Below are 11929 nucleotides of genomic sequence, written 5' to 3'. Positions count from 1 at the left end.
ACATTTTTGCTTCGAGTTCGGTGCAGTCCCACCATCGTCAGAAGCTGATGGGCCGGTGTAGGCTAGCTCCTGCCGAACCTCAAACGACCGCATGTTGAACCTGAAGTCCGGAAGCAGACCGGCAGGTACCCACCCCAGCAGGTCATAGGCGTTTGCCTTATCGACAACTTGGAGGCGGACCTTCATAGGGCCTGCTATGGGTCGAGAGTGGCAGAAGATACGACGTCCGCTTCCGTGCACCGCCACCCGTAAGCGGACAGGCGGAGATCCACCCATCTGAGACGCTCAGCAGCCTCTCGACGCCGGCTCAAACTGGCCGAAAGCTGTCGGTCCGCTTCGGAGCAGTACGACCGAAAAAGCGGACGGCCTCCCACCGACCCAACCTTGCCGTTCCGACCGCCAACAACGCTCCCCGGAAGCGGTCATCCGTCGGCGGTCCGGCAACTTCGGCTTAGTGTAGGAAACTGGCACTCAGCCGAGCTGCCGAGGTGGACCGCTTTGCCGCCGGAATCTGACGTTCACGGATAGCCCGCTACGCGCTGCGCCGCTCGCCACGCCGTGAGGTGCCGACAAGCTTCTCGGCCGCTGCGACTAGCTCGAGGCTCAGGATCGGCTTCTCCAGGCGAGGGCAGCGCTCGTACTTCGCATCCTTGAGGATCCGCATGTCGCCCGTCGCGAACAGGTAGGGCACACCCAGCCCATCCAGACGGTCGGCCACGGGGAACACCCTCTCGCCATCGCCGAGGTTCACATCGAGGATCGCTGCGTCGGGGGCCCCCTCATCCTCGATCAGGTCGAGGGCCTGTTCCACGCTCGGCACCGGCCCGATCACCTCAGCGCCCGCGTCGCGCAGCCAGCGCTCCATCTCCATGGCGATCAGGTACTCGTCCTCGACCAGCAGGATGCGGTGACCGACAAGCGGCCCAGCGGCGTTCAGCATGTCGGTTCCGATCAGCGGTGCAGCATCCGAGGTTCTGGCAGGCCCAGTCTGCCCCCGCGCTGACGCAGGTTAAGCGAGCGGCAGCTCGATCCGGCATCGCACCCCATCCGCGCCGAACTCGAACTTGGTCTTGGCCCGCAGCGCGTAGCTGAGAGCGTTCTCGATCAGCTGTCGGCCGTAGCCACGCCGGGTCGCGGCCTCCGGCAGCATGATCACGCCGCTCTCGGCCCAGGTCAGGGCAAGCCACCGCCTGTTCTTCTGGTCCCGCTTCACCGTCCAGGCGACGGCAAGCTGGCCAGTGCCGCTCTTCAGGGCGCCGTACTTGACCGCGTTCGTCGCGAGTTCGTGCAGGGCGAGTGCGAAGTTCTGCACCTGCCGCACCGTGAAGTGAACCTTCGGGCCGGAGACGGCGATCTTCGCCGGCTCGGCTTCGATGTGAGCCGCGAGTTCTGCCCGCACGAGAGTGCCAATCTCGACCGTATCGCTGCCGAACTGGCTCAGCAGTCCCTGAGCGCGGCTGAGGGCCTTCAGCCGCGTCTCAAACGTCTGGACTGAGCTGCTGGGCTCAAGCGTCTTGCTGGCCACCGCGGTGATCACGCCGAGCAGATTGCGGCTGCGGTGCTGCAACTCCTCGACCAGCACCTCCAGGCGGGCAGCGTTCTGCTTGCGCTCGGTGACGTCCTTGGCGATGCCGCCGAGGCGCTGCACACGGCCAGCGTCGCCGAACAGCGGAAAAGCCGTGCTCTCGACCCAGCGCTGCTCGGCCTCCGACGGGCTGACCAACCGAAACTCATAGGTCGCCGGCGAGCCACCGCGAGCGCGTTCTACGCCGGCGAGCACCCGCTCTCGATCATCTGGGTGGACGAACGTCAGCCAAGCGTCGATGTCGTTGTTCGCGAGCGCCGCAATCTGGTCTGCATCATAGATCCGCTCTGAGGCGGGGCTGACGTACTCGAGCCGCAGCGTCCCGGCGTCACGCATCCAGACCAAGTCCGAGGATGCCTCGCTGAACTTCCGAAACCGCGCCTCGCTTTCGCGCAATGCTTCCTCGGCGTGCTTGCGATCGGAGACGTCGAGCACGAACTCGACCACTTCGTCGCCGACGCGGCGCGGTGCGAACAACCCCCACCAGCGCGAACCGTCTTTGCGGAAGTACTGCTTCTCGTAAGGGACCGCTTCGCCGACCGTCATGACCTGCTCGACGGCGTTGAGAGATGCCGGGTAAAACTCCGCCGGGGTCAGCTCCTGCCACGTCTTGCCGAGCGCCTCCTCCCGGCTGAACCCGGTCATCTCCAGAAAGGCGTCGTTCGCCTCGGTGAGACCGAAGCCGGGTCCCCAGAAGATGATGCCCACCGTCTTGATGGCGAGCGCGGTGCTCAGCCGCTCCTCGGCCTCACGCCGCTCGGTGCCATCTTGACCGATCTTCAGAAAACCGCGGAAGCGGCCAGCTCTGTCGAGCAGCTTGGTGACGGATCCCTCGATGAAGACCCGAGAACCATCCTTGCGCTGATGCCAGCGCACGTTGGGTGCCCATCCCTCGCGGCACGCGAGTTCCGTCTCCCGCGCATCCTGACCGTCCGCCCGGTCTTCTGGCGTGAAGATGATGGCTGCGGGTTGGCCGATGGCCTCCTCGGCGGACCAGCCGAACACGGCCTCCGCGCCGGGGTACCAGTCAGTGATCCTATCGTCAGGATCGGTGGTGAAGATCGCATAGTCGCGCGCGCTCTCGGACGACGAGCCGGAAGCGCTCCTCGGTCAGGTGCTGGCTGCTCACCCTCAGCAGACGGTCGATCACCGGGCCGAGGATGGTGGCGTAGGTGCGCAGGAACTCGGTGTCCTCCTCGGCGAAGGCGCGCGGCTCGGTCGCGTCGACCTGGAGCAGACCGTAAGCCCGCCCGCCGGGGACGCGGATCGGCACGTTGACGAGCGCGACCACGCCGGCCTGCTTCATGAAGGCAGGAAGCTCGAAGCGCTCCTCCTTGCTGATGTCCTGCGTGATGACCGGCTTACCCTGGCGGACCGCGAAGGTCTCCGAGGAGTGCTCGCCCATAGGTAACCGCAGCCGGCCGACGATGCCCGGATCCCAGCCGACACCGGCGCGCACGATGAGCCACTGCCCGTTGTCCTGGATCTCCAGGATCTTGGCCCGGCCGGTACCGAGCGCCTCTCCAACGAGGCGGCAGGCCTCGCAAAGCACCTCGTCGAGATCGTCGCTGTGCAGAGCGAACTCACCGAAGTCGGCCAGCACGCGCTGCCGCTTTATCATTTCAGCGTCGACCGGCATCGCGTCTCCTTGGCGGTGCGCGGTTACCTAACCTGTCCAAGAGCAGCACGGTTCAGAGGCAGCACAGGTCGCAACGTCTCCTGTGAACGCACGAGCCGGTGCCAAGTCCACGCCGTCTCTCTTGGGCTAGCCCGTACGAGACATCCCTCAGCGCTGTCAGGCGGATGTTCGGAAGGACAGCTTGCGGAAACGGGGTGTACGAGGCGAGCCTGCTGGATACGAACTCCCTGAGGCGGACAGGTCTCGCGCGGCCAATTCAGCCGATTCCCGCCTTTGGCACGCTTCTTGGTTCATATTCGCCAGCGCAGCGTCGCTCCGGCGGCGGCTAGAGGTTGGCGTGCCGTCGATGTGGTGAGGTGCCGGGCGGCCGGATCTCCGCGACTGCCTAGAGCCTGTTCCGAGCTCCGATCCCTCCGTTTCAGCACCGGCACGTGGTCCGGCGGATCGTGCGATCCGCCCTCTGAGGAGAGTCGATATGTGCGACCGTCACGGCGATTATCGCGTCCCCGACTTCTCGCGGTTCAAGCCCAGCCGCAGGCGCTTCCTCGGCGGGACCGCCGCCGCGCTGACCCTGGCGGTGGGCCCGGGACTGACGAGCCCGGCCGCGGCGGCCACCGGCATCCGGGCGACCCACGGCACCGGTTTCTGCAACCTGAACTTCTTCCTGGCCGAGGCGATGCAGCTCGCCAAGGATGACGGGCTCACCATCGACTTCGTCAACACGCCGACCTTCTCGGATCAGGTCACCTTCCTCGGGATGGGCCAGGTCGATGCCGGCGTGATGCCCTACACCAGCTTCATGGCGCTATACGACGCCGGCGCCCCGGTGACGATCGTTGCGGGCGGCGGCATCGAGGGCTGCGTGCTCGTGGCCCAGCCCGGCCTCGACAGTCCGGAGAAGCTCAAGGGCAAGACGCTTGGCACCTTCCAGCTCGATACGCTCGAGGTGTTGCCCTACGACTGGCTGAAGAAGAACGGTGTCGCCTTCAAGGACATCACCGTCCGCTACATGGGCTCGACCCCGGAGGCCGTGGAAGCGTTCCGCGCCGGGGCGCTGGACATCATCTCGACCATCGAGCCCTACGGCACGGCGCTGCTCACCGACGTGAAGGGCGCGGTCAAGCTCTCTGACGGCACCGACATCTACGGCAAGGGCTACACCGACTGCGTGCTGGCGGTCCGCAACGAGCTGATCGCCAAGAACCCGGCCGCCGTGAAGGCCCTGATCAAGGGCATGATGAAGGCCCAGGCGATGGCGGAGGGCGACCCCCAGGCCGCCCTGAACAAGCTCGTCGGCTCCTACTACAAGACCTCAATGAGCAACGCCCAGCTCGCCATGGGCCGGCAGCCCTCGGTGGTGGACGCCCGCAACCAGACGCAGTTCATCCTCGACCGGACCGATTCCGTGGCCGAGATGGGCTACATCAAGAAGAAGCCCGGCCGCGACGCGATCGACTGGACCCTGCTGGAGCAGGTCATCGCCGAGAACCCGGACCTCTACAGCAAGCTCAAGCTGAAGTCGGCCTGAGCGGATGGCCGTCGATCTCGCCCGCGCCGCCGTCCCGCACGTCCGGCCGCGCCTCCCGTTCGGTCAGCGCCTCGCGCTGCCCGACGGGCTCGTCCCGCTCCTGCAGCGGACCGGCTGGATGCTGGTCTCGGTCGGCTGCTTCGCCGGTCTCTGGGAGCTGCTCTGGGCGCTCGGCATCGCCGACGCCAAGCTCCTGCCGCCGCCGCACATCTTCCTCGGCAACCTCGCCGAGCAGGCGCGCTTCTTCAACACCGCGCAGCGCTGGCAGATCGGCACCGGGATGAATACCGGCCCGAGCCCCGCCATGGCGGTGCTGATCACGGTGCTCGCCTCTACCGGCCGCGTGCTGGCGGGCCTCGCCCTGGCGGCCTCTCTGTCGATCCTGGTCGGCGTCGCGATCCGCTACTTCAAGCTGTTCGAGCGTCTGACTCTGCCGACCATCACGCTCCTGGCGCCGGTCTCGCCGATCGCGTGGCTGCCGGTGGCGATCTTCATGTTCGGGATCGGCAACGCGCCGGCGATCTTTATGGTGTTCATCGCCCTGTTCTTCACGATGGTGCTCTCGACCATCCAGCAGATCGACGGAGTCAACCGGAACTACATCAATGTCGCCCGCACCATGGGCGCGTCGAAGCGCCAGATCTACGCGCGTGTAATCGTGCCTGCGATCCTGCCGGGCCTGCTCGCGGTGCTGCGCCTCAACCTGTTCGGCGCCTGGATGGTGGTGCTGGTCGCCGAGGCGACCGGCGTCGGCTACGGGCTCGGCCAGGTGATCATGCTGGCGCGCAACACCTTCAACCCGTCGCTCGTGTTCTTCACCATCACGTTGATCGGCCTGCTCGGCTTCGCCTTCGACCTGCTGTTCCGGCTGGTCCAGCGGCGGCTGCTGTACTGGCTGCCGCGCGACGCGGGGTCCTCCCTTGGCCTCTGATCCCGCATCCCAGGACGCCGTCTCCTGCCGCGGCGTCGCCAAGGTCTGGGCGGCCGGCACCGCCCGCGCCCACGAGGCGCTGCGCGACATCGACCTCACCGTGCGGCCCGGCGAGTTCGTGGTGTTCCTCGGCCCCTCGGGCTGCGGGAAGAGCACGCTGCTCTACCTGATCGCCGGGCTCGAACCCGCCTCCGGGGGCGAGCTTCTGGCCTTCGGCGAGGCCGTCACCGGGCCGTCGCCGGAGCGCAGCCTGATCTTCCAGGAGACCTCGCTGCTCCCCTGGCTCAGCGTCTGGCAGAACGTCAGCTTCGGCCTGTCGCTGAAGGGCGTGCCGGAGGTCGAGCGCCGGAGCGTCGCCCGGGCGGCGCTCCAGCGCGTCGGCCTCGCCGAGGCCTTCGACAAGCGGCCGGACGAGCTGTCCGGCGGCATGCGCCAGCGGGTGGCGGTGGCCCGAGCGCTGGCCATGCGCCCAAAGGTGATGCTGATGGACGAGCCCTTCGCGGCGCTCGACGTCCAGACCCGTCAGAAGATGCAGGATTTCCTGCTCGACGTCTGGCGCGACAGCGGCGCCTCGGCTCTGTTCGTGACGCACCACATCGACGAGGCGGTGGCGCTTGCCGACCGGGTGGTGGTGTTCACTGCCCGTCCCGGGCGGATCAAGACGATCGTCCGCAACGACCTGCCCCGCCCGCGCGACCCGTTCTCGCCCGAGGCCGAGGCGCTGCGGCGGCACCTTACCGAGCTCTTGCGCGACGAGGTCGACCGGGCCTTCGCCGAGCAGGAAGCGCTCGCCTGACCCTTTTCCAATCAAACGGACCCAACCATGGCCACATCGCTGATCCGCAGCCGGCGGATGATCACCCGCACCCTCGACCACGACCGCTGGGAAGAGATCGCCGACGGCGCGGTGCTGCAGACGGACGGAATCATCGCGGCGGTCGGCACCTACGCGGACCTGCATGCCCGCTACCCCGACGCCCCGGTGATCGGCTCCGGCCGCGAGATCCTGCTACCGGGCTTCGTCAACGGCCACCACCATGTCGGCCTGACGCCGGTGCAGCTCGGCTCCCCCGACATGCCCCTGGAGCTGTGGTTCGTCACCCGCATGGTGGCGCGCAACCTGAACCTCTACCTCGACACCCTGTACTCGGCCTTCGAGATGGTCGGCTCCGGGATCACCACGGTCCAGCACATCCACGGCTGGATGCCCGGCAGCCTGGAGGAGGTCGAGGCGCGCTCCAACGAGGTGCTGCGCGCCTACCGCGATATCGGCATGCGGGTCTCGTACTGCTTCGCGGTCCGCGACCAGAACCGCCTCGTCTACCAGGCCGACATGGATTTCGTGGCGAGCCTGCCGGCCTCGCTGCAGGACCCGATGAAGCGCTGGTTCGAGCGCTTCCAGATGTCGTTGGAGGACAATTTCTCCCTGTTCCGCAGCCTTCATGCCGGCCGTGCCGGTGCCTCGCGGGCCAAGATCCAGCTCGCGCCCGCCAACCTGCACTGGTGCTCCGATGCGGCCCTCGAAGGGCTGGCCGGCCTGTCCGAATCCTACGACGTGCCGATGCACATGCACCTCGTCGAGACCGCCTACCAGAAGGCCTACGCGGAGAAGCGCGGCGGCGGCACCGCTGTCGAGTACCTCGACCAGTTTGGCATGCTTGGGCCTCGCCTAACGCTCGGCCACGGCGTCTGGCTGAACGAATCAGACATCGACCGGGTCGCCGCGACCGGCACCTGCATCTGCCACAATTGCTCGCCGAACTTCCGGCTGCGCTCGGGCGTGGCGGCGCTCAACCGCTTCGAGGCCAAGGGAATCAACACCGCGATCGGCCTCGACGAGGCCGGCATCAACGACGACCGCGACATGCTCCAAGAGATGCGCCTCGTGCTGCGCGCCCACCGGGTGCCCGGCATGGACGAGGCCGACGTGCCGAGCATGGCGCAGGTGCTGCGCATGGCGACCGTCGGCGGCGCCCGCACCACCCCCTACGGCGGCAGCCTGGGCACGATCGAAGTCGGCAGGGGCGCCGACCTCGTGCTGATCGACTGGGACCAGATCGCCTACCCGTATCTCGACCCGGAGACGCCGCTCCTCGACGCGGTGATCCAGCGAGCCAAGACCGGGGGCGTCACCACCGTACTGTGCGAGGGCGAGGTACTCTACGCCAACGGGCGCTTCACCCGGGTCGACAAAGACGCCGCCCTAAAGGCGCTTCACGACGACCTGTCGCGGGCACTGTCGGACGACGAAGTCGAGCGGCGCCAACTCTCCAAAGCCCTGCTGCCGCACGCGAAACGCTTCTACGCCAACTACATCGACCCGTCGCGGCACGAGCCGTTCTACCGCCCGAGCTCGCGCGTCTGACGGCGTGCGGCTCCTCCTCGTCAACCCGAACACGTCGGCCGCCATGACGGCCCGGATGGAGCGGGAAGCGGCGGCCGCGCTCGCCCCCGATGCGCATCTCACCGCGCTGACGGCCGCCCGGGGCCTACCCTACATCGCGAGCCGCGCCGAGGCGCAGCTCGCCGGTGCCTCGGTGCTCGAGAGTCTGGCCGAGCATCAGGCCGGCTACGATGCCGCCGTGATCGGGGCCTTCGGCGACCCCGGGCTTATCGCGGCGCGCGAGCTGTTCGACCTGCCCGTCGTCGGCATGGCTGAGGCGGCGATGCTCACCGCTTGCCAGCTCGGCCAGCGCTTCGGCATTGTGACCTTCTCGACCACGCTGCTGCCCTGGTACGAGGACGCGGTCACGCTCGCCGGCCTGTCGGGCCGCTGCACCTGCGTCCGGGCGGTCTCAACCGCCTTCGGTTCGGTTTTGGAGGTGCAGCACGAGTTGGAGGCCGAGATCGTCGCCCTGGCCAACCGGGCCGTCAGCGAGGACGGGATCGACGCGGTGATCCTGGCCGGAGCCCCGCTCACCGGCCTCGCCGCACGGGTCGCCGACGCCGTGCCGGTGCCGCTGATCGATCCGCTGGCAGCCGCCCTGGGGCAGGCGCAGACGCTGGTCCGGCTCGGTGCAAGACCCGCACGGTCGGGCCGCTTCGCACGGCCTCCGGCCAAGCCCGCCACCGGACTGGCGCCGGCCCTGCGGCGATGGATCGAGCGGGGCGACGGCGACGACGCCTGAGAAGAGCCGCTCAGGCCGTCGCGAAGACGCTGCCCCACCCGGTGACCGACGCGGTCCCCAGTCCGGCGAGATCCATCGCCTTCCACAGGCTGACCGCGACGGAATCGTAGACCGGGATTCCGAGCTCTGCCTCGAGGGCAGGCGCGAGGGTGGCGCCCGCGAGGTTGGTGCAGACGATGGCAGCCGCTTCGGCACCCTCGGCCGCCACGGCGCGGACCATCCCGGCGATCTCGGCCTCCCCGATCTCCGCGAAGGCGAAATTCTCCGACAGGCCGAGGTGCCGCTCGGCCGAGCAGTCGAGCCCGTCGGTCTGCCAGTTCGCCTGGATCCGCGCCTGGACTTCTCCTGTATAGGGCGTTACCAGCCCAACGCGCCTGATCCCGCGCCTTCGGAACAGGTCGCGAAAGGCGAGCGCCGAAGTCGAGGCCGGCACGCCGGTCCGCCGCGTAATCGCCTCAGACAGGACCTCATCGTTCGCGAAGCCGAGCCAGGCGCCCGCCGTGCCGTTCCACAGGATCGCGGCGACCCGGGCATCAGCCAGCAGCGCGGAGGCGGCCAGCATCGGCGCCTGGTCGAACTGATCGAGCGCCGCCATCGACAGGCCGATCTCCGTCACCCGCAGGCGCGCGAAATGGGCCGTGATCCCGGGCTGCTCCGCCAGCAGGCGCGCCGTCATCGGTTCGAGGATGCTGTTCGAGGACGGTGTCAGCATTCCGAGCCTGGCCGTCGGCCGCATGTCCACCATTTTGGCTGTCTCCCCTGCGCCTCGGTGCGAGCCCGGCCCTGGCCGGTGGCAAGGATCGTTCCGTTGGGGCGGCACGAAGTGGCAGGGTGGCGCCGTCGAGGTTCGCTCCGGACCCACACACCGGGAGCGGTGGGACGGACACGGTACCGGCGATCGGCGAGTGGGCCCTCGACCATCTGCGGCGTGGCGCGGAAGGCGCCGTCCATGCCGTAGAGGGTTTCGAAGACCATGTAGCCGAGTTGCGGGTGAAGTAAGCGAAGGTCGTCAGGAACGAGGCCGCGGTCCAATCCAGGAAGGAGGCGCCTCAGAATTTGGCTGATCTGACCGCATCGAGGACCAGTGCCCTCGGGCTGACGGTCCGGGTTGCATCGACACAGAATGTCTGTTCCTGGGATGGCACTGCGGTCACTTGCACGATCGGAATGGGCGCATTGCGGATCGTTCGCATACGCTAGGCGGTCAACTTCCGCAGTCGACCCAGCTCAGGCCCCTGCGACGTCGGCTTCAGGGTAATCTGATCAGCGGCGCGAGCTACTGATGGTGGCCGATAGCTGCCGCATACCGCACTGATCCGGGACGCACGGAGCAAACCTCACGGTTGCCCTCAACGGATGCGCCGGGCGCTTCACGGGCTGTTGTTCGGCGACAATCGGGACTCATTGCAACAATGACCGCAAAGACATGGCGCGCGTGCTCTCGCGATGGTCTGGCCGTTGCTATGCTCACACATCTCGCTGGGGTGCCACAATGAAGCGACGCACATTCCTCGCCGCAGGTGCCTCGACACTGGCAGCGCCACTCGTCGGCCGAGCGCAGGACGCCCGAGTGCTGCGCATGGTGCCCCAGGCGAACGTGACGTCCATCGACCCGATCTGGACAACCGCGATCGTGACGCGCAATCACGCCTATATCGTTTATGATACCCTGTTCGGCCTCGATGCCGACCTGCAGCCCCAGCCCCAGATGGCGGCCGGCTACCGGATCGAGCAGGATGGGCGGAAGGTGACGATCGCCCTCCGAGAAGGGCTGCGCTTTCATGACGGCACCCCCGTCCGCGCGCGGGATTGCGTGGCCAGCATCAGGCGCTGGGCCGCGCGGAACGGGTTCGGCCAGACGTTGATGGCCGCGACGGACGAGATCGTGCACGACGGTGACGCGAACATCGTCTTCCGTTTGAAGGCGCCTTTCCCGCTGCTGCCGAACGCGCTGGCGAGCGTCAGCCAACCCGCCTTCATCATGCCGGAGCGGATCGCGCAGACTGATCCGTTCAAGCAGATCACCGACGCCACCGGCTCCGGGCCGTTCCGCTGGAAGGCGGACGAGTTCAATTCGGGCAGCTTGATGGTCTACGAGCGGCACGCGGGATACGTGCCCGCTCCCGGTGCCCCAAGCCTGACCGCCGGCGGCAAAATTGCCCATTTCGACAGGGTCGAGTGGCAGATCATCGCCGACGGCGCCACTGCGGCGGCCGCGCTGCAGAACGGCGAGATCGATTGGTACGAGCAGCCGCCGCCGGAACTCCAGCAGCTTCTCGCCCGCAATCGCAACATCGTCGTGGAAGGGCTCGACCGCTTTACCAATCCAGCCATCCTGCGCATGAACCACCTGCAGCCGCCGTTCGACGATGTCGAGGTGCGCCGGGCGGTGCTGCCGGCCATCGTCCAGAGCGACTTCATGGCAGCTGTGGCCGGTGATGATCCCGCCAACTATGACGACCGGTGCGGGATCTTCACACCGGGAACGCCGATGGCGACGGATGCCGGCATGGAGGTGCTCACGCGGCCACGTAGCCTCGAGACGGCGCGGGCGGCACTGAGAGCCGCGGGCTATAACGGCGCGAAGGTCCGGCTGATCGGTCCGACGGACATCCTGGCGCCCTCGGCGATCACCCAGGTCGCGGCCGATCTGCTGCCTCGTATCGGCTTCAACGTGGATCTGGCCCTGAGCGACTGGGGTACGGTCATCCAGCGTCGCGTCTCACGCGAGCCCGTCGATAAGGGCGGCTGGTCCGTGCTGCTGACCACGTTCTCGTCGTTCGACAATGCTGATCCGGCCGCGCTTCAACCGCTCAGGGCCAACGGCGCCGGTGCCTGGTTCGGTTGGCCGTCGATTCCGAAGCTGGAGGAACTACGCACGGCCTGGTTCGCTGCTCCGGATACACATGCGCGCAAGGCGCTCTGCGCGGAGATGCAGCGAGTCGCGCTCGACCAAGTGGTCTACGTACCTGTCGGCTCCTATCGGTCCATGACCTCTTACAGGCGCAATCTGACAGGCCGGGTCCTCGGATTTCCCATCCTCTGGAACATCAGAAAGACCTGAGCGAAACTCCGGTCACCGATGAGAAGGCCGGGGAGGTGGCCGTTGGGCTCTGAC

At 67.4% G+C, this 11929-nt stretch carries 10 protein-coding genes; 6 read left to right on the top strand and 4 right to left on the bottom strand.

Annotation, left to right across the window (positions count from 1 at the left end; all coding sequences use genetic code 11):
• Nucleotides 1–532: 532 nt before the first annotated feature.
• The 3 genes from M6G65_RS27415 to M6G65_RS27405 all read right to left on the bottom strand — a co-directional run bounded on the left by M6G65_RS27415 (nt 533) and on the right by M6G65_RS27405 (nt 3206).
• The gene (locus tag M6G65_RS27415; RefSeq protein ID WP_238199549.1) at nt 533–940 is read right to left on the bottom strand and encodes a response regulator; all 408 of its coding nucleotides are present in this window, start codon (nt 938–940) and stop codon (nt 533–535) included.
• Nucleotides 941–1009: 69 nt separating this feature from the next.
• A complete protein-coding gene (locus tag M6G65_RS27410) occupies nt 1010–2620 on the bottom strand; it encodes a PAS domain S-box protein (RefSeq protein WP_250104294.1) in 1611 nt (536 codons plus the stop codon).
• Nucleotides 2621–2627: 7 nt separating this feature from the next.
• The gene (locus M6G65_RS27405) at nt 2628–3206 is read right to left on the bottom strand and encodes a GAF domain-containing protein (protein WP_250103123.1); all 579 of its coding nucleotides are present in this window, start codon (nt 3204–3206) and stop codon (nt 2628–2630) included.
• A gap of 493 nt (nt 3207–3699) precedes the next feature.
• On the opposite strand from M6G65_RS27405, the gene M6G65_RS27400 reads away from it, so the two are divergent.
• The 5 genes from M6G65_RS27400 to M6G65_RS27380 are packed head-to-tail and all read left to right on the top strand — an operon-like array spanning nt 3700 to nt 8811.
• Nucleotides 3700–4752 carry an ABC transporter substrate-binding protein gene (locus tag M6G65_RS27400; protein ID WP_238199547.1) on the top strand — a complete coding sequence of 351 codons (1053 nt, stop codon included), beginning with the start codon at nt 3700–3702 and terminating at the stop codon, nt 4750–4752.
• Nucleotides 4753–4756: 4 nt separating this feature from the next.
• On the top strand, nt 4757–5683 hold the full coding sequence (locus M6G65_RS27395; protein ID WP_238199546.1) for an ABC transporter permease: 927 nt from the start codon (nt 4757–4759) through the stop codon (nt 5681–5683).
• Complete coding sequence (locus M6G65_RS27390; RefSeq protein ID WP_238199545.1) at nt 5673–6479, top strand: ABC transporter ATP-binding protein; 807 nt, start codon at nt 5673–5675, stop codon at nt 6477–6479. Before M6G65_RS27395 ends, M6G65_RS27390 begins: the two co-directional genes overlap by 11 nt.
• A 27-nt stretch (nt 6480–6506) precedes the next feature.
• Nucleotides 6507–8048 (top strand): amidohydrolase family protein, encoded by a 1542-nt coding sequence (locus tag M6G65_RS27385; protein ID WP_250103122.1) that lies wholly within the window; start codon nt 6507–6509, stop codon nt 8046–8048.
• 4 nt (nt 8049–8052) lie between these two features.
• A complete protein-coding gene (locus M6G65_RS27380) occupies nt 8053–8811 on the top strand; it encodes an aspartate/glutamate racemase family protein (protein ID WP_238199542.1) in 759 nt (252 codons plus the stop codon).
• 10 nt (nt 8812–8821) lie between these two features.
• On the opposite strand, the gene M6G65_RS27375 is transcribed toward M6G65_RS27380, so the two are convergent.
• Entirely contained in the window at nt 8822–9556 is a 735-nt protein-coding gene (locus M6G65_RS27375) for a maleate cis-trans isomerase family protein (RefSeq protein ID WP_238199541.1), read from the bottom strand.
• 747 nt (nt 9557–10303) lie between these two features.
• Between M6G65_RS27375 and M6G65_RS27370 the strand changes: the two genes are divergently transcribed.
• On the top strand, nt 10304–11875 hold the full coding sequence (locus M6G65_RS27370) for an ABC transporter substrate-binding protein (protein WP_238199540.1): 1572 nt from the start codon (nt 10304–10306) through the stop codon (nt 11873–11875).
• Nucleotides 11876–11929 lie beyond the last annotated feature (54 nt).

The sequence above is a fragment of the Methylobacterium tardum genome (assembly GCF_023546765.1).
GTDB lineage: Bacteria > Pseudomonadota > Alphaproteobacteria > Rhizobiales > Beijerinckiaceae > Methylobacterium > Methylobacterium tardum.
The sequence above is the reverse complement of the archived record's forward strand: the minus strand, read 5'-3'. Positions and strand labels throughout refer to the sequence as shown.

Coding starts and splice junctions, on each gene's coding strand:
- M6G65_RS27415 (WP_238199549.1), bottom strand. CDS start 940: ATGCTGAACGCCGCTGGGCCGCTTGTCGGTCACCGCATCCTGCTGGTC.
- M6G65_RS27405 (WP_250103123.1), bottom strand. CDS start 3,206: ATGATAAAGCGGCAGCGCGTGCTGGCCGACTTCGGTGAGTTCGCTCTG.
- M6G65_RS27400 (WP_238199547.1), top strand. CDS start 3,700: ATGTGCGACCGTCACGGCGATTATCGCGTCCCCGACTTCTCGCGGTTC.
- M6G65_RS27395 (WP_238199546.1), top strand. CDS start 4,757: ATGGCCGTCGATCTCGCCCGCGCCGCCGTCCCGCACGTCCGGCCGCGC.
- M6G65_RS27385 (WP_250103122.1), top strand. CDS start 6,507: ATGGCCACATCGCTGATCCGCAGCCGGCGGATGATCACCCGCACCCTC.
- M6G65_RS27375 (WP_238199541.1), bottom strand. CDS start 9,556: ATGGTGGACATGCGGCCGACGGCCAGGCTCGGAATGCTGACACCGTCC.
- M6G65_RS27370 (WP_238199540.1), top strand. CDS start 10,304: ATGAAGCGACGCACATTCCTCGCCGCAGGTGCCTCGACACTGGCAGCG.